The sequence below is a fragment of the Microbacterium flavum genome, from assembly GCF_018717645.1.
Lineage (GTDB): Bacteria > Actinomycetota > Actinomycetes > Actinomycetales > Microbacteriaceae > Microbacterium > Microbacterium flavum.
Genome location: NZ_JAFLHG010000003.1, coordinates 64,149 through 80,390, shown reverse-complemented (window position 1 = coordinate 80,390; position 16,242 = coordinate 64,149). Strand labels below are relative to the sequence as shown.

Here is a 16,242-nt window from a genome sequence, read left to right as displayed (position 1 = left end):
CCCGCCCGCGCGGAGGAAATCGACCCCGTAGGATCGTGGCGGACGCCGCGACCGATCGAAGGGGGGCCGTCCATGGGACACATGATCTACGGGGTGGCACCGGCCATCCGAATCGACGACTGGGGCCTTTCGCACCTCCAGGCCGTCATCATCACCAAGATCCGTCGGAATGAGAGCTTCAGCTTCAGCTGGGACGACGAGCCCGAGGTCGACGGCGACGACAGCTCGCCGGACCCGGGCCACCATGGCGCGGTGTGGATCTCGAAGAGCTCGTCGCTCTACTTCAGCTATGACGGGCCGCGCTCCCGCGCGCTCAACCGGGAGTGGCTCGAGGAGCTGAGCCAGGCCGCCAGCAGTACCGGAGGACTCCGCCTGCTCCCCGAGCCGACGCCGTCCGGTCCGTCCGCGGCGAGCTGAACGGGTTCGCCCTCACTCCGGCACCGCCGGTGTCGGGACCGTCAGTACCGGTCGAGACCCTCTTTGCGGCGTTCGTCCTGCGAACCGGCGTCATCGACCGCGCCGTCACCCTCGGCGAACGCCTCGTCGCGGCGGCCCTGGCGGTGCTCCTCCTGGCTCGCGTGCTCGTCGCGCAGTTCGTCGTTCTTGTCGTGGCCCATGGCGGGTCCTCTCCTCACATCGCTCTCGCGCAGGCGCGCGGGAGGGTGCGATCCAGTCTGCCCCGCGCGGGTGCGCGCCGCCAGCGCGCGGACGGCCGGCCGTGCGGCTCACCCCGGCAGGGCATGCTGGTCTCATGGCAGGAGACGCGGCGGGGTTCGAGTACGCGCGGTACGGTGAGCGCGTCGAGGTGCGTCACCACGGGCGGCTCGCAGCGACCCTCCGCGGCGAGGCCGCGGCGAGGTTCCTCACCGACATCGCCCGTCGAGACCCGCAGCAGGTCATGGCGCGGGTGACCGGTGACTACAGACGGGGCAACGAGCGCTCGACGCGACATCGTCCGTAGCCCGGCCGCTCCATGGGACGGCCAGGGGGGTCAGGGGTCGGCGTGGCTCTCGGCCGGGGGCGGGTCAGGGGTCGGTGCGACTCAGGGAGTCGGCCCCGCCGCGGCATCCAGTCTGCGCAGGCGGAGGCGGGCCATGTCGTGCGCGCGCGGCCCGGCTCCGAGCCCGCGCTCGGCGATGCGCAGGACGAGCCGGGTCGCGGCGACGGCGGGCAGCCACGTGCGGCGCACACCCAGCAGGCGGCGGTACTCGCGCGGAATGGTCGCCACCGCTCCGGCGAAGAGGATGCGGTAGCCGGTCCGCAGGGCGACGCCCTCGACCGGTACCGCGCGGAGGAAGCGGACGACGTCGTCGACCCGCTCGCCGCCCTGGAGCGTCCCGTCGGCGAGGAAGCGATGCTGGCGCGCGTGCAGCTCCGCAGCCGTCCGCGGAGGGTCCGAGACGCCCATCAGTCGGCCCGCAGTCGCCCACTCCGAGACATAGGCATCGGCACCGCCGGGGATCGCGCCGCCCCAGCGTTCGTGCGCGGTGAGGAAGGCATCCGTGAAGGCGAGGTGCACCCACTCGACGAGCTCGGCATCCTCGGCCGTGTAGGTGCGCCTCTCGCCGTCGGCGGCGGCGTACTCCCCGCGCACCGAGGAGTGGAAGCGTCCCACGCGGCCGAGTTCGACCTCGACCTGCTCCCGCGATCCGAAGGTCAGCGAGATGACCCAGCGGACCGTCCCGGAGAGGCGTCCGAGCGGGTCCTCGCGGTAGCGCGACCAATCGTGGACGCCGGCCATGGCTCCGGGGTGGAGCGCCTGCAGGAGCAGAGCGCGGATGCCGGCGACGAGCGTCGGGATGCCGGCGTGCACCGTCCACGCCGCACCGTCCTCCTCGAACAGCCCGCGATCGTCGCCGCGCTCGAGCCGGAGGACCCACGGCGGAGTCCCCTCGGGATCGCCCGACAGCGGCACCAGGAGGCGGGCGCGCAGACCTCCCCTGCTCCGCCCGCGCGTCGCGCGAGAGCGAGGCTCCGGGCTCCGTGGCGTGGTCACCCCACCATCATCCCCCGCCCCGGGGACAGGGGCGCGGGGCGGCGGTGACGACGACGGACGGCGGATCCAGATCGACGGCCGCGGAGTCGGTCGTACCCCCGGTCGGACTCGAACCGACACTGCAGCGATTTTAAGTCGCCTGCCTCTGCCATTGGGCTACGGGGGCCTTCGTTCAGGCTACCGTCGAGCCGTCGCCGACAGGACGACGAACCCCCGCCCGACGATCGGGGACGGGGGTTCGCTCAGTCGCGCGGCAACCGCTCAGGCCTTGGCCGCGGCCTTCTTCTTCGCGGGAGCCTTCTTCTCGGGTGCGGCAGCCTCGGCGTCCACCGACTCGCCCGCCTTCTCCCCGGCGACCGGGGCGTCCTCGCCGACGACCGACTTCGGATCGATGGCGGGGGATACGGGCGCAGCCGGCGCCGCGGGCGCCTCGGCGGGAGCGGCCGGACGCGGGCGCGCGGCGAACTCCTCGAAGACGTAACGCGGGTTCTGGACCGTCTCCAGCGACACGTTGTCGCGGTTCAGCCAGAAGTTGTGCCACCAGTCGCCGATCACGCGCCACTTGCGCTCCCACGACGGCATGGCCATGCCGTGGTAGCCGCGGTGCGCGCACCAGGCGATGAAGCCCTTGAGCGCGATGTTCCCGGACTGGAAGACACCGTTGTACAGACCGAGGCCGGCAACGGCGCCCAGGTTGTGGTGGATGTACTCGCGCGGCACCTCGCCGCGCAGGACGCCGACCAGGTTCTTCGCGAGGAGCTTCGCCTGACGCACCGCGTGCTGTGCGTTGGGCACGCAGTAGCCGCCGACGCCCTTGCCCGTGAGGTCGGGCACCGCTGCGACGTCACCGGCAGCCCAGGCGCCGTCGATGATCTCCTCGGCGCTGCCGACGCGCAGATCGGCGCGCGCACGGATGCGACCGCGCTCCTCGACGGGCAGGTCGCTGCCGCGAACGACGGTCGGGTTCGCCATGACACCGGCGGTCCAGACGATGAGACCGGAGGGGATGGTCTCCCCGGTGGAGAGCTCGACGTTCCCGTCGACCGCACCCTTGACCTGCGTGTCCAGGTGCACGTTGGCACCGCGCTTGGCGAGATCCTTCAGCACCCACTCGCTCGTCTTCAGCGACACCTCGGGCATGATGCGGCCCATCGCCTCGATGAGGTGGAAGTGCGTGTCCTCGAAGCGCAGCTGCGGGTAGTTCTTCAGGAGCGAGGATGCGAGCGCTCGCATCTCGGCGAACACCTCGATGCCGGCGAAGCCACCGCCGACGACGACGACGGTCAGGAGGCGATCGCGCTCGGGTCCGGCGGGAAGGTTCGCGGCGAGATCGAAGTTCGTGAGGATGCGGTCGCGGACGGCGACGGCCTCCTCGATCGTCTTGAGCCCGATCGCGTTGTCGGCGATGCCCGGGATCGGGAAGGTGCGCGAGACGGCGCCGGCGGTCACGACGATCTGGTCGTAGGACTCCTGCCAGGGGTCGCCGATCGCGGGCGTGACCGTCGCGGAGCGGTTCGCGTGGTCGATGCCCGTGATCTTGGCGGTGACCACGCGCGTCTTCTTCAGGTGACGGCGCAGGCCGACGACCGCGTGACGGGCCTCGATCTCACCGGCCGCGACCTCGGGGAGGAAGGGCTGATAGGTCATGTAGGGCAGCGGGTCGACGAGGGTGACCTCCGCCTCCCCCTTGCGCAGGTGCTTCTCGAGCTTCCACGCGGTGTAGAAGCCGGCGTAGCCGCCCCCGACGACGAGGATCTTGGGCACGCGAGTTGCGGTGCTGGCTGTGTTGCTCACAGGTGGCAGGACTCCTTGAATCAACGGCTCGAAGCGCGCTGAGCCCGCTCCGATCTGATGCGCCGGGCAGCAGCAGTGACACCGAGCGCCACCAGTATAGCGGCCAGGGTGAGCCCGGCGAGCGGCACCGTCCCGTACCGCAGGGTGTCGGCGGTCGGCAGGAGCGGCGACACGACGGGTGCGGCCTCCGCCGCAGGCAGCTCGGGGATCGTCACCGGGGAGGACGTGGGCTGCGGCCGAGGTCCCGGCTCGGCCCGCCGGAAGAGCCGCACCCATTCGGCGAGGTCGCCCATCGGGTTCTTGTCGACCGAGGCGACGCTCGCAGTGACGGCCGCCCCGGCATCCACGAGCCCGTTGCCGTACAGCTGCGGATTCGCGGTCGACTGCGGCGTGGACCGCGCCGTCCGCACGATCCGATTGATGACGTTGTTCGCGTCGAGGTCCGGGTGGGCCGCCCGCACGAGGGCGGCGATGCCGGCGACGATCGGCGCGGCGCCGCTCGTCCCGTTCCACTGCACGAGCTGACCATCGGCCGACACGCCGAGCAGCTCCTCGCTGGGCGCGGAGATGCCGATCGTGATGCCCTGCGTCGACGCCTGGTCGCTCGCGACGCCCGCGCGGTTCACCCCGCCGACGGTGAGGACCCCGGGGATCGTTGCGGGAGCGCCGACCTCGTCGGTGCCGCTGCCTTTGTTCCCCGCCGCGACGACGACCACGACGTCGTGATCGAAGGCGTAGAGGAACGCGTCGTCCCACAGCGGATCCCAGCTGAGGGTGTTGGTCGTGAAGGACAGGTTGATGATGTCGGCGCCGTTGTCCACCGCCCAGCGGATCGCGTCAGCGACCTGCTGGACGAAGGGCACGGATGCCGAGGCGCCGAAACCGATCGATATCGAGAGGAGGCTGGCCTCGGGCGCCACGCCGATCATCCCGGTGTCGGCGCCGGTCCCCCGCGCCGCCGCGAGCGAGGCCACCCAGCTGCCGTGGTTGCCGTCGACGGCACCGACGGGCTTGCGGCCGTCGGACGCGCCCAGTCCGGAGAAGTCCGCTCCGCCGGTCACTGCGCCGGCGAATTCGACCGGGTTTCGGCCGATGCCGGTGTCGATGATCGCGATCGTCTGCCCCTTGCCGCGCGTCGTCGCCCATGCGCTCCGCACGCCGTACTCGTCGAGCCAGTACTCCGCGGCCCGAGCCGGGTCGGCGCCGGGTGCGGGCGTCGGATCCACCATCGGCACGGCCGCTCCCCCGAGGAGCGGACCCGACTGCGCGGCAGCGGGGACCGCTCCTGCGCCGATGAGGAGCCCCGCGACGACGGCGGCCAGCGCGGCGCGCCGGACGGCGCCGACGCGTCGGGTCATCAGCCGCCGCATCCTCACACCGAGTCCCGCGCCGCTTCCGGACGCGCCTCGTCCTGGCGGGCGAGGCCGGCGCCGGGGGTCGCGCAGGTGCAGCGCTCGGGCGACCAGCCGCCGCGTGCGAGGGCGAGGTCGCCGATCGGGTTCACGCCCGGGCCTGCGGCGAGGGCGTGCCCGGCGAGGGCATGCAGGCACTTCACCCGGGTCGGCATGCCGCCCGCCGAGATCCCTGCGATCTCCGGGACCTCCCCGTAGACGGAACGGTCGGAGAGGTACGCCTCGTGCGCCGCCGCGTACGCCCGCGCGACGGTCTCGTCCGTGGCGAGAAGGGCCGCGTACTCCGGCATGACCTGTCCGGCTTCGAGCGCCGACATGGCTGCCGTCGCACCGGGGTGCGTCAGGTAGTAGAAGGTCGGGAACGGCGCGCCGCCCGCTGACTCGGGAAGGCGCGGCTCGGTCGCGACGACGGTCGGGTTGCCGCACACGCAGCGCGCCGCGATGCCGACGACGCCGCGCATCGGCCGTCCGAGCTGCTCGCGCATCACGGCGAGGTCGGTGTCGGTCGCGGGGCTGAGAGTCGGGTGCGGCACATCATCCAGGGTACCGGGGTCGCCTGACGGCACGCTGGGCCGGATGACGCGCCGCCGACCCGTCCGAGCTCGTCAGCCTGTGCCTGTGCCGTCATCCGGCCCGACGGCGGTCTGAGCCAAGCCCGCCCAGGCGACCGACCGCACGAGCTGCGACATCCAGTCCGATCGCGTCTCGGTGACGTCGTCGCTGACGGGCAGCTGGTCCGGCGGGATCGAGGAGGCCGGGAGGTCGTCGTCGACGAGGTACACCGTCTCGCCGGGATGCTTGTAGTACAGCCGCGCCCGCGCCTCCGAGGTGACGTAGGCAGGGTCTGCCCAGCGCTCCTTCTGCTGGGTGAGCGCGGCGACCTCGTCGGAGGTCAGCGTCACCGACTGCTGGAGCGCGGCGATCTGCTGGCGCTGGGAGACGTACGTGCTCACGGCGGGTGCGAGCACGAACACGGCGAGGACGACGAGGCCCAGCATGATCCCCGTGAATGCCGAGAACCGGAGCCCGCCGGCCCACTCGCGCACGTCCACCCGACGCGCGGAGTGCACGGATGCGGGCGGCGCGGAGACGCGAGAGGGGGGAGCCGTCATCCGTGCCACGGCTCCCCCCTCTCGTTCAGCGTCTGTGCGCGTCAGCCCTTGAAACGGGGGAACGCGGCGCGGCCCGCGAAGACCGCGGCGTCGCCGAGCTCCTCCTCGATGCGCAGAAGCTGATTGTACTTCGCGACCCGCTCGCTGCGAGCGGGCGCGCCGGTCTTGATCTGGCCCGCGTTGACCGCGACCGCGAGGTCGGCGATCGTCGTGTCCTCGGTCTCGCCGGAACGGTGCGACAGCATCGAGCGGTACCCGTTCTGGGTCGCCAGCGCGATGGCGTCCAGCGTCTCGGACAGCGTGCCGATCTGGTTGACCTTGACGAGCAGCGCGTTGGCGATGCCGAGGTCGATGCCCTTCTGGAGGCGGACCGGGTTCGTGACGAACAGGTCGTCGCCCACGAGCTGGACCTTGTCGCCGATCGCGTCGGTGAGGTGCTTCCACGCGTCCCAGTCGTCCTCGGCGAGGGCATCCTCGATCGTGACGACCGGGTAGTTCGCGACGAGGTCGGCGAAGTAGTCGGTGAGCTTCTCGGCCGACCACGCCTTGCCCTCGACGGTGTAGACGCCGTCCTTGAAGAACTCCGTGGCGGCGACGTCGAGTCCGACGCCGATGTCCTTGCCGGGCGTGAAGCCGGCCTTCTCGATCGCCTTGATGAGGAAGTCGAGACCCTCGCGGTTGCTGGGCAGGTCGGGTGCGAACCCGCCCTCGTCGCCGAGGCCGGTGTTGAAGCCGGCGGCCTTCAGCTCGCCCTTGAGGACGTGGTAGACCTCGGTGCCCCAGCGGAGCGACTCGGCGTAGGTCTCGGCGCCGATCGGGGCCAGGAAGTACTCCTGGAAGTCGATGCCGTTGTCGGCGTGCTCGCCGCCGTTGATGACGTTGAACAGCGGCACGGGCAGGACGTGCGCGTTCGGACCGCCGAGGTAGCGGAACAGGGGCAGGTCGGCGGCGTCCGCCGCGGCCTTCGCCACAGCGAGGCTCACGCCGAGGATGGCGTTCGCACCGCAGCGCGACTTGTTCTCCGTGCCGTCGGTCGCGATGAGGATCTCGTCGATGACGCGCTGCTCGCTCGCGTCGACGCCCTCGATCGCCGGGCCGAGCTCGTCGATGACGGCGTTCACGGCCTTCAGGACGCCCTTGCCGCCGTAGCGGCTCTTGTCGCCGTCACGCAGCTCGTACGCCTCGAACGCGCCGGTGGACGCGCCGGAGGGGACGGCTGCCCGCTGGACGATTCCGTCGTCGAGGAGCACCTCCACTTCGACGGTCGGGTTGCCACGCGAGTCGAGGATCTCGCGTGCGCCTACAGCCTCGATCAGTGCCACAGGGGACTCCTTGTTTGTGGAAGGTGGATCTCGGAGCGTCGTCGGTCCGCTTCCGAGCATAGTGATGCGGATGCCGAGGACACAGGGGGCGCGGCCGGATCAACTGATCGGATCAGCTGCCCGGGTCGCCGACGAGGACGGCGATCGCGACGCCGTCCCACCCCTTGGCATCCCACGTCTGCAGCGCCGTCGCGTCGAACCGCGGGTCGCTGCGGAGCATCTCCAGCCCTGCGCGCACCCCGGCGACCTGACTGGTGTCGTCGGTCTGGTCGACGATGCGTCCGGCGCGGACCACGTTATCGAGGACGACGAGGGCGCCCGAGCGCCCGAGCCGCGCCGCCCAGTCGAGGTAGAGCGTGTTCGACTCCTTGTCCGCGTCGATGAAGACGAGGTCGAAGGGGTCGCCCCCGGCGAGGGTCGGCAGCACGTCCTCGCCGCGGCCGACGCGGATCTCGACCCGCTCCCCCACCCCGGCCCGGTCGATGTTCGCGCGCGCGATCGCGGCGTTGGCGGGCTCCGCCTCGATCGTGACGACCTGCCCCTCGCTCGGGAGGCCGCGCGCGAGCCAGATCGTCGAATAGCCGCCGAGGGTCCCGACCTCCAGCACGCGGCGCGCCCCGATCGCCTTCGCGAGCAGGTGCAGGAGCTTCCCGCCGGTCGGGGCGACCTCGATGTCGGGGAGGCCTCCGGCGTGCTGCGCCGCGACGGCGGCATCCAGCACGGCATCCGCGCCGACGAGAGTGTCGACCAGGTAGCGATCGACAGCGCGCGCGGTGTCGGGGTCGAACTCGTCCATAGGTCCACCCAACCCGCGGCGCGCCGCCGCGTCAACGGGCGCGTGTGGTGCGCTGCGGTGCGGGCGCGTGCGCGGCGCTCAGATGGTGCGAACGCGGGGATTCGCCGCGGGGCTTCCGCGGGCCGCGCCGGATGAACGCGGCCCGGGGCGGCTTCGGGTCAGGCCTTGCGGACGCGGAGCGCCTCCAGGAGCGCGGCGCCGCTCTCGGCGTCATCGACCGTGACCGTGAACACCCGTCCGCCGGCCCGATGGACGCGGATACCGGAACCTGACCGCATCACGACGCCGAAGCCGCCGCCGGGCGCCCAGCGCAGCCCCCAGCCGCCGAACTCCGCCATCGGGACGACCTCCACGACCTCGACCCGCTGGATGTCCTCCAGTGGCACGTGGACGCGCGGAAAACCGGTCGCTGAGGTGACCGTGAGTCCGTCGGCGTCGACCCGCACGTGGAACACGGACGTGGCGGCGATCGTCGCGGCCATCAGCACGACGACGATCACGGTGATGACCGTCGCCGCCGCGCTGCCGCTCACCGCGAGCGTGATGACTGCGACCAGGATCAGGATCAGCAGCGCGCTCGCGAGGACGATGAGTCCGGAGCGACCCAGACGCACGGTGCGCAGCCAGACTGCGCGCTCGTCCGCGCCCAGGGGCGGGTCGAGCGCCGCCACGACCTCGACCGCGCCTCTGGACGCGTGTTCGGCCGGTTGGACGAACCACGCCACGACGCCGAGGGCCACGCCGAGGACCCCGCTCAGGAGAAGCGACGGAAGGATCGAGGGCGCCTCGGCGGCGTCGCTGAGGCCGCGCTGGATGAGAACGGAGCCCGCGACGAGGGTGCCGATGAACACCGACATCGCCGCCGCGAGCGCCCCCATGAATCGATATGCGGCGCCCCGGTCGCCACGGCGCAGCCCGTTGAGCGCGGATGCCGAGAGCAGGAGCGGCACACCGATCCCCACGACGGCCGTGGTCACCGGCGCCACCCACACGGGACCGAACCCGTCGGCCAGCCCGGAGACGCCCCAGTGGATCGCGATCGGATCGGGCGAGGATGGCGTGACCCAGAGCTGCACCAGAACGGACAGCGCGGTGATCACGGCGGGGAGGAGCACGGCGACGATCACGAATCGGCGGACGGCCGAGGGGGCACGCGTGGTCACGGGGACATCTCCTTGAGGTCGACGGCCAAGTTGTCGGCCGCGATGTCGGCCGGGTTCGGATCGGCGGGGTGGAGTTCGGCCGCGTGCCGGACGAGCGCCGCAAGGGCGTCCGGCGAAAGACCGCTGTCACGGGCGTGGGCGGCGAGCGCGGTGATGTCGTGCTGCAGTCCGGCGAGCCGGGCAGCGAGGTCGGTCACGATCGCTCCGCGCCCGCGGTGCATCTGCACCAGACCCTCGTCGCGCAGCTGCTGATAGGCGTGCAGAACCGTGTGCAGGTTGACGTCGAGGGCGTTCGCCACCTCCCGCGCCGACGGGAGCCGATCCCCGGGATGGACGCGGCCTGCGACGGCGTCTGCGCGGACGGATGCCGCGATCTGCGTGTACAGCGGCGCGCTGCGCGATGGATCGGTGCGGATCAGCATGGGTCCTCCTGGCATCCATTCTATGACAACTAGAACAGTTGCCCCTGCGACCCGGTGGCGCTCACCTGGCGTGGACGCCACGAATCCGCCTCGGGCTTCCGTGTGCCGCGCCGGACGAACGCCGCCCCACCGCCCCCTGGGGCCGCCTACGCGCGGAGCGCGTCCATGACGGCGGCCACGCGGCGCGCGCGGGTCTCGGCCGTCTTCGCCTCGGTGACCGCCCGCACGTGCTCCTTGCGGCGCGACGGCGCGAGCGCGTCGAACGTGCCGCGGGCACCCGCGTCCTCGAGCGCGGTGGCGAGGTCGCCCGGCACCTCGATCTCGCGTGGAGCGTCATCCAGCTCGATCTGCGCATCGACGGTGTCGCCGATCTCGACGCCGAGCTGTGCGCGCGCCGCCTTCGACATCCCGATGAGGTTCTTGCCGCCCATCACGGTGAGACGCAGCCGTGCTTCGCGCGCGCCGATGCGCACGCGTACCGGCGCCGTCCTCCCCCCGCCGAGCTCGGCGACCTGTGCGTCGGTGAGTTCGATGGCGGTCGCGGGACCGTTCTTCGGGAGGCTCGTGCGCACGTGCAGGCTCATGACAGCATCCTGACGCATCACCGCGCCGGGTGCCACAGTCCGACCACGGGGTTCGCCTGCCGCCACCGCGAGGGCGGCGACCACCTCGGGAACGAGCGCCTCGGCCGTGCGCCGATAGCCCAGGGCGCTCGGATGGAACCGGTCGAGGCTGAACATGTCGTCGGGGTTCGCGACGAACAGGTGGCCCACCGCGCGACGGAGCGAGACGACCCGGGCGCCCGCCCGGCTCGCGGCCGTCGACTGGGCGCGGGCGAGCTGACGGGATGCCTGCCCGCCGATGCTCCGGAGCGGCTGCGGCACCGGCCGGAGCGCCCCGAGGTCCGGGCACGTGCCGACGACGACCTCCGCTCCGATCGCGCGCAGCCGGGTCACGGCATCCTGCAGCTGAGCCGCCGCCGTGAGCACCGGCGTGCGGTGGGTCACGTCATTGCCGCCCACGATGATCACCGCGACATCCGGCGTGTACCCCGCGGGCAGACGGTCGAGCTGACGGACGAGGTCGCGCGACTCGGCCCCGACCGCGGCGACGATCCGGAGCTGCACGGGGCGACGCAGGAACGCGGCGACCCCCTTCGCGATCCGCGCGCCGAGGACGTCCTTGGGACGCTCCGCACCGAGCCCCGCGGCGATCGAGTCGCCCGCGAGGAGGAGCTCGACGGGGCGTCCGCCGAGCCGCGGCCGCCAGATCCGGTCTGCCGCCACCGCGACCTCGCCGAGCGGCTTGCCGATGCGCCGCCGTGCGACCGCGGCCTGCCGGGTCAGCAGCTCCCGCGCCGCGACGCCGCCGAGGACGGCAGCCGACGCCGCGATGCCGAGGATGCCGAGGCGGCGCACGGCGAGATGCGCCAGCCGGCGCTCGCCTCCCGCCGCCGGACGATGCGGGTGATCCGCGCGATTCCGGCGATGGGGGCGACCCGGGCGACCCGGGCGAGAACGGCGCGACTGCGGCTCCATGCGGGCCAGTCCACCGTGCGCGGGTGAACGTCGGGTGACCGGCCACCGCCGCTCCCCGTTCACCACGCGGCTACGGCGACGGACTACAGTGCGGCGCATGACCACGCCCGGGCTCGCGCGCCGTCTCGGACTCGGCGACGCCGTCGCGCTCGGGCTCGGGTCGATGATCGGAGCGGGGGTGTTCGCCGTATGGGCGCCCGCCGCAGCGGCGGCGGGCAGCGCTCTGCTCGTCGGGCTCGCGATCGCCGCGGTCGTGGCCTTCTGCAACGCCACCGCGTCCGCCCAGCTCGCCGCAGCGCACCCGGTGGCGGGAGGCACGTACGCCTACGGGCGCGCCGAGCTCGGGCCGTGGTGGGGCTTCGTCGCCGGCTGGGGCTTCGTGGTCGGCAAGACCGCGAGCTGCGCAGCGATGGCGATGACCTTCGCCGCCTACGCGGCGCCGGCCGGAGCGGAGCGGCCCGTCGCGATCGCCGCGGTGGTCGCGCTGACCGCGACGAACCTCCTCGGCGTCACCCGCACAGCGCAGCTGACACGCGTGATCGTCGTCATCGTCCTGCTCTGCCTCGCCGTCGCGGTGGCCGCGGGGCTCGCCGCGCCGCACGCCGCGGCAGAGCCCCTCGCGGACGCGGCCTCCGGTGGACGGGACCTGTACGGCATCCTGCAGTCGGCGGGGCTGCTGTTCTTCGCGTTCGCCGGGTACGCGCGCGTCGCGACGCTCGGCGAAGAGGTCCGCGATCCGCGGCGCACCATCCCCCGCGCGATCGTGCTCACCTTCGCGATCGCGGTGCTCGTCTACGCGATCGTCGCCGTCACGGTGCTCTCCGCGCTCGGCCCGGCCGCAGCCGCGGCCTCCACCGAGCCGCTCGCGGCCGCGGCCTCCGCCGGGTGGTCGTGGGCGCCGCCGGTGGTGCGCGTGGGTGCGGCGGTCGCGTCCCTCGGCGCGCTCCTCGCCCTCATCGCCGGCGTCGGGCGCACGACCTTCGCGATGGCCCGCGAGGGCGACCTGCCGACGGCGCTCGCGGCCGTGCATCCGCGCCGACACGTGCCCCACCGCGCGGAGCTCGCACTCGGGATCGTCGTGATCGCGCTCATCGCCGTCGCCGACCTGCGCGGGGCGATCGGCTTCTCGTCGTTCGGCGTGCTCCTGTACTACCTCGTCGCGAACGTCGCCGCGTGGAAGCAAGGCCCCGGCGCCCGCCGGTACCCGCGCCCTCTGCAGGTGCTCGGCGCGGCCGGATGCCTCGTGCTGGCGCTCACACTCCCCTGGCAGAGCGTCGCCGTGGGCATCCTCGTCGTCGCCGCCGGCATCGCCCACCGGGCGCTGCGGCTCAGGACAGCGGCTTGACCTCGAGGTCGCCCCGCGATTGACCCGCCGCGACGGTCGCGAACGACGTGTATCCGTCGGCGGCCGCGCGCTCGAGCAGGGCCTTGAGGTTCTTCGTCCGCTGCTCGAGGCGCACGCGGGCGCCTTCCGCGATCAGTGTCGATTTCAGGACGACGAGCTCGCCGATCGGCACGTCGCGCTCGTGGACGAGGACGAGCGCCGCCGCGCCGTCGCCCGGGGATGCCTCGAGGAGGTCGACGAGCCGCTCGAACCCGAACGAGAAGCCGACCGCCGGAACGTCCTGGCCGAGGAAACGTCCGATCATGCCGTCGTAGCGGCCCCCGCCGCCGAGCGAGTAGTCCACGCTCGGGTGGGCGAGCTCGAAGATGGTCCCGGTGTAGTACCCCATCCCGCGCACCAGGAAGGGATCGAAGACGAGCGGGACGCCGGAGACGGCATCCGCCGCCGCACGCGTCGCGCCCACCGCCGCGCCGATCGCCACGAGTCCCTCGACGACGTCGTCGGGAGCCCCGTCCGGCAGGGCCTTGCGGATCTGCGCCTCGCCGTAGGGGCGGAACTCGAGCGTCTGCGGCCGCCGCAGGAACGCCGCAAAGGCATCCACCGCCTCGGCTGTCGCGCCGCGATCGCGGAGTTCCGCGGCGACCCCCTCCGAGCCGATCTTGTCGAGCTTGTCGATCGTGATCAGCACCCCGGGCCGCTCCGCCTCGGAGAAGCCGAAGTGCCCGAGCATCCAGTCCAGGACGCGGCGGTCGTTGATGCGGATCGTGCCGCCGGACAGTCCCAGCGCATCGAGGGTGTCGAGGCTCGCGACGAGGAGCTCCGCCTCGGCGCGGGGGCCCGCATCGCCGATGATGTCGATGTCGCACTGCACGAACTGGCGGTACCGCCCCTTCTGGGGCCGCTCGGCGCGCCAGACGGGCGCCATCTGGATCGACCGGAAGACGCTCGGCAGCTCCGCGCGGTGCGTGGCGTAGAACCGTGCGAGCGGGACGGTGAGGTCGTACCGCAGCCCCAGATCGGCGAGCGCCCGGGTGTCGATGGCCTCCTCGTCTGCGGCGGACCGGAGCGCCGCGGCATCCAGCCCCCGCTTCAGGACGTTGAACGCGAGCTTCTCGTTGTCGCCGCCGATGCCGGCGTGCAGCCGCGCGTAGTCCTCCATGACGGGCGTTTCGATCTCGTCGAACCCGTGCGCGCGGTAGCGGTCGCGGATGACGGCGAGCACGCGCTCGCGGCGGGCCTTGTCGGCGGGGAGGAAGTCGCGCATGCCGCGCGGCGGGTTCACGGATGCCACAGGACTATTGTTCCAGGTCGCCCGGCGGGGCCGGCGCCTCCGCCGCGCGGACGTCGCCCTCGAGCCGCCGGATCGCGCCGCGGAGCGCCCGCTCGGCATCCCACCCGCGCTCGCGGGCCGTCGCGACCAGCGCGAGCAGCGCGTCGCCGAGCTCGTCCTCCGCCTCGCCGCGAGACGCCGTTTCCGCGCCGAGACGCGGGTCCACATCCGGTGTCTCGGCGCCCCCGTGGTGTCTCGCGGTCAGGGGCGGGGCGGGGGCGGCGGGGGCGGGGAGCGGGAGGGCGGCGGCCGGGCGGGTCACGCCGACCTGGGCGGCCTTGCCGAGGAGCTTCTGCGCGAGGGCGAGGGAGGGCATGTGGGGCGAGACGCCGTCCAGCACCGAGCGACGGCTGTGCTTCTCGGCCGCCTTCGCCGCGTTCCAGTGCACGAGCACCTCGTCGGGGGTGGTCGCGACGGCATCGCCGAACACATGCGGATGCCGCCGCACCATCTTGTCCGCGAGGCCCGCCGCGACGTCATCGATCGTGAAGGGGTCGTCCGGGTCCTCCGCAGCGACGGCCGCGTGGAAGAGCACCTGCCAGAGGAGGTCGCCGAGCTCCTCCCGGAGGTCCGCGCGACTTCCGACTTCGACGGCGTCGATCAGCTCGGCGGACTCCTCGACGAGGTAGGGCACGAGATCCTCGTGGGTGATCCGCTGCGACCAGACGCACCGCTCGCGGACGGCGCGCATCGTGTCGGCCGCCCGCCGCAGCTCGTCGCGGGAGGCGCCGGAATCGTCGGCGGCGCTCATGCGGGCTCGGCCCCCGACGGGGGCCCGTCCTCGAATGCGGGTCGCCCGGCGCGTGCGCGGCGCCGATAGTGACGTGCGCGCGAGGACACGAGGACGCTCGCGAGGACCAGGGCGACGACGGAACCCGCGAGAACGCCGAGGATCGCCTCGTCGCGCAGCAGCGCATCGCGCGCGAACGCGAGCTCGCCGAGGAGCAGCGACACCGTGAATCCGATTCCTCCGAGCGCCCCGGCGGCCAGGAGATCGGCGAACGGCAGCGCCGGCGCGGCTCCGCGCTCACGGCCGATGCGCAGCGCCAGCCAGCCGAACAGCGAGATGCCGATGATCTTGCCGAGCGGAAGGGCGACCGCGACGCCCCAGAACGCAGGCTGGAGCTCGCTCGGAGAGACGGAGGGGATCACGACGAGCGCCGCCGAGAACGCGAAGAGCGGCAGCACGAGCCCATTCACCCACGGTTCCAGCGCGTGCCGCACCCGCAGGGCGGGGCTCTGCGCCATGGCGAGCCCGAGCGCGACGCCCGCGATCGTCGCGTGCACGCCGGAGACGGCAACGAAGGCCCATGTGAGGATCGCGACGATCACGAGCGCGACCGCGATCGGGCGCCGGCCGCGCGTGTCGAGCTGACGACTGAGCAGGCCGAAGACGACGACCCCGACGGCCGCCGCGACGAGCATCCCCAGGTTCACGCCGCTCGTGAACAGCACTGCGATGAAGATGATCCCCACGATGTCGTCGAGGATCGCGAGCGCGAGCAGGAAGATGCGCAGCGCGGGAGGCAGCCCCCGGCCGAACACCGCGAGGACGCCGAGGGCGAAGGCGATGTCGGTCGCGGTGGGGATCGGCCAACCGGACGCGCTGTCCGTTCCCGCCGCGAAGAGGAGGAACACCGCGATCGGCACGAGGATGCCGCCCGCCGCGGCGATGGCGGGCTGCACCGCCTTGCGCGCCGAGTTGAGCTCGCCGCTCGTGAGCTCGAACTGCAGCTCGACGGCGACGACGAAGAAGAAGACCGCCAACAAGCCGTCTTTGATCCAGTGCTCGATCGACAGGTCGAACACGCCCGGGATACCCAGGTGCACGTGCATCGCGGCATCCACCGCCCCCCCGACGGGGGTGTTGGCGACGAGGAGGCCGACAGCGGCGGCGGAGAGGAGGACGACGGCGGGGAAGCGGTCGGAACGGAGCAGGCTCATGCATCTGCCTTCTGGTTGTGCGGCGGACGCCGCGGGTTCGCGACGGGACGCCGACGGGTCGCGGACGA

At 72.7% G+C, this 16,242-nt stretch carries 17 protein-coding genes and 1 tRNA gene; 3 read left to right on the top strand and 15 right to left on the bottom strand.

Annotation, left to right across the window (positions count from 1 at the left end; all coding sequences use genetic code 11):
* The first annotated feature begins 72 nt into the window (after window positions 1–72).
* A complete protein-coding gene (locus J0P97_RS04065; RefSeq protein WP_215486498.1) occupies window positions 73–417 on the top strand; it encodes a DUF7882 family protein in 345 nt (114 codons plus the stop codon).
* A gap of 41 nt (window positions 418–458) precedes the next feature.
* On the opposite strand, the gene J0P97_RS04060 is transcribed toward J0P97_RS04065, so the two are convergent.
* On the bottom strand, window positions 459–617 hold the full coding sequence (locus J0P97_RS04060; protein WP_215486497.1) for a hypothetical protein: 159 nt from the start codon (window positions 615–617) through the stop codon (window positions 459–461).
* 134 nt (window positions 618–751) lie between these two features.
* On the opposite strand from J0P97_RS04060, the gene J0P97_RS04055 reads away from it, so the two are divergent.
* A complete protein-coding gene (locus J0P97_RS04055) occupies window positions 752–961 on the top strand; it encodes a hypothetical protein (protein WP_215486496.1) in 210 nt (69 codons plus the stop codon).
* A gap of 81 nt (window positions 962–1,042) precedes the next feature.
* Here J0P97_RS04055 and J0P97_RS04050 read toward each other — a convergent pair whose 3' ends face one another.
* The 11 genes from J0P97_RS04050 to J0P97_RS15485 form a co-directional block, all read right to left on the bottom strand.
* Complete coding sequence (locus J0P97_RS04050; RefSeq protein WP_215486696.1) at window positions 1,043–1,933, bottom strand: oxygenase MpaB family protein; 891 nt, start codon at window positions 1,931–1,933, stop codon at window positions 1,043–1,045.
* A 156-nt stretch (window positions 1,934–2,089) separates the two neighbouring features.
* A tRNA-Leu gene (locus J0P97_RS04045) sits at window positions 2,090–2,162 on the bottom strand.
* 95 nt (window positions 2,163–2,257) lie between these two features.
* Window positions 2,258–3,760, bottom strand: a complete 1,503-nt coding sequence (locus J0P97_RS04040) for an NAD(P)/FAD-dependent oxidoreductase (protein ID WP_282836909.1) — start codon at window positions 3,758–3,760, stop codon at window positions 2,258–2,260.
* Window positions 3,761–3,810: 50 nt separating this feature from the next.
* Window positions 3,811–5,148, bottom strand: coding sequence for a S8 family serine peptidase (locus J0P97_RS04035; protein WP_215486495.1), 1,338 nt, complete (start codon window positions 5,146–5,148; stop codon window positions 3,811–3,813).
* 14 nt (window positions 5,149–5,162) lie between these two features.
* A complete protein-coding gene (locus J0P97_RS04030; protein WP_215486695.1) occupies window positions 5,163–5,687 on the bottom strand; it encodes a DUF501 domain-containing protein in 525 nt (174 codons plus the stop codon).
* A 120-nt stretch (window positions 5,688–5,807) separates the two neighbouring features.
* Window positions 5,808–6,314, bottom strand: coding sequence for an FtsB family cell division protein (locus tag J0P97_RS04025; protein WP_215486694.1), 507 nt, complete (start codon window positions 6,312–6,314; stop codon window positions 5,808–5,810).
* A gap of 41 nt (window positions 6,315–6,355) precedes the next feature.
* A complete protein-coding gene (eno, locus tag J0P97_RS04020) occupies window positions 6,356–7,636 on the bottom strand; it encodes a phosphopyruvate hydratase (protein WP_215486494.1) in 1,281 nt (426 codons plus the stop codon).
* Window positions 7,637–7,748: 112 nt separating this feature from the next.
* Window positions 7,749–8,432, bottom strand: a complete 684-nt coding sequence (locus J0P97_RS04015) for an O-methyltransferase (protein WP_215486493.1) — start codon at window positions 8,430–8,432, stop codon at window positions 7,749–7,751.
* A gap of 158 nt (window positions 8,433–8,590) precedes the next feature.
* The gene (locus J0P97_RS04010) at window positions 8,591–9,595 is read right to left on the bottom strand and encodes a DUF1648 domain-containing protein (RefSeq protein WP_215486492.1); all 1,005 of its coding nucleotides are present in this window, start codon (window positions 9,593–9,595) and stop codon (window positions 8,591–8,593) included.
* Window positions 9,592–10,017, bottom strand: coding sequence for a GntR family transcriptional regulator (locus J0P97_RS04005; protein ID WP_215486491.1), 426 nt, complete (start codon window positions 10,015–10,017; stop codon window positions 9,592–9,594). The genes J0P97_RS04010 and J0P97_RS04005 overlap by 4 nt, the downstream gene beginning before the upstream one ends.
* Before the next feature lie 146 nt (window positions 10,018–10,163).
* Window positions 10,164–11,435 (bottom strand): GDSL-type esterase/lipase family protein, encoded by a 1,272-nt coding sequence (locus tag J0P97_RS15485; protein WP_282836892.1) that lies wholly within the window; start codon window positions 11,433–11,435, stop codon window positions 10,164–10,166.
* Window positions 11,436–11,652: 217 nt separating this feature from the next.
* Here J0P97_RS15485 and J0P97_RS03990 point away from each other — a divergent pair, with 217 nt between their 5' ends.
* Window positions 11,653–12,900: an APC family permease gene (locus J0P97_RS03990; protein ID WP_215486490.1), complete on the top strand. Its 1,248-nt coding sequence runs from the start codon at window positions 11,653–11,655 to the stop codon at window positions 12,898–12,900.
* Here J0P97_RS03990 and hisS read toward each other — a convergent pair.
* Genes hisS through J0P97_RS03975 form a run of 3 tightly spaced genes read right to left on the bottom strand, consistent with a single transcriptional unit; the run spans window position 12,884 to window position 16,174 of the window.
* Complete coding sequence (gene hisS / locus J0P97_RS03985) at window positions 12,884–14,164, bottom strand: histidine--tRNA ligase (protein ID WP_215486692.1); 1,281 nt, start codon at window positions 14,162–14,164, stop codon at window positions 12,884–12,886. The two genes, J0P97_RS03990 and hisS, sit on opposite strands and share 17 nt — an antisense overlap.
* Before the next feature lie 31 nt (window positions 14,165–14,195).
* On the bottom strand, window positions 14,196–14,981 hold the full coding sequence (locus tag J0P97_RS03980) for a nucleoside triphosphate pyrophosphohydrolase (RefSeq protein WP_215486489.1): 786 nt from the start codon (window positions 14,979–14,981) through the stop codon (window positions 14,196–14,198).
* On the bottom strand, window positions 14,978–16,174 hold the full coding sequence (locus J0P97_RS03975; RefSeq protein WP_215486488.1) for a Na+/H+ antiporter NhaA: 1,197 nt from the start codon (window positions 16,172–16,174) through the stop codon (window positions 14,978–14,980). The genes J0P97_RS03980 and J0P97_RS03975 overlap by 4 nt, the downstream gene beginning before the upstream one ends.
* Window positions 16,175–16,242 lie beyond the last annotated feature (68 nt).

Bases quoted from the DNA above. Each gene is read 5' to 3' on its own strand.
- J0P97_RS04065 (WP_215486498.1), top strand. From the start codon at position 73: ATGGGACACATGATCTACGGGGTGGCACCGGCCATCCGAATCGACGAC.
- J0P97_RS04060 (WP_215486497.1), bottom strand. From the start codon at position 617: ATGGGCCACGACAAGAACGACGAACTGCGCGACGAGCACGCGAGCCAG.
- J0P97_RS04055 (WP_215486496.1), top strand. From the start codon at position 752: ATGGCAGGAGACGCGGCGGGGTTCGAGTACGCGCGGTACGGTGAGCGC.
- J0P97_RS04035 (WP_215486495.1), bottom strand. From the start codon at position 5,148: ATGACCCGACGCGTCGGCGCCGTCCGGCGCGCCGCGCTGGCCGCCGTC.
- J0P97_RS04030 (WP_215486695.1), bottom strand. From the start codon at position 5,687: ATGCGCGAGCAGCTCGGACGGCCGATGCGCGGCGTCGTCGGCATCGCG.
- J0P97_RS04025 (WP_215486694.1), bottom strand. From the start codon at position 6,314: ATGACGGCTCCCCCCTCTCGCGTCTCCGCGCCGCCCGCATCCGTGCAC.
- J0P97_RS04015 (WP_215486493.1), bottom strand. From the start codon at position 8,432: ATGGACGAGTTCGACCCCGACACCGCGCGCGCTGTCGATCGCTACCTG.
- J0P97_RS04005 (WP_215486491.1), bottom strand. From the start codon at position 10,017: ATGCTGATCCGCACCGATCCATCGCGCAGCGCGCCGCTGTACACGCAG.
- J0P97_RS03990 (WP_215486490.1), top strand. From the start codon at position 11,653: ATGACCACGCCCGGGCTCGCGCGCCGTCTCGGACTCGGCGACGCCGTC.
- hisS (WP_215486692.1), bottom strand. From the start codon at position 14,164: ATGCGCGACTTCCTCCCCGCCGACAAGGCCCGCCGCGAGCGCGTGCTC.
- J0P97_RS03980 (WP_215486489.1), bottom strand. From the start codon at position 14,981: ATGAGCGCCGCCGACGATTCCGGCGCCTCCCGCGACGAGCTGCGGCGG.
- J0P97_RS03975 (WP_215486488.1), bottom strand. From the start codon at position 16,174: ATGAGCCTGCTCCGTTCCGACCGCTTCCCCGCCGTCGTCCTCCTCTCC.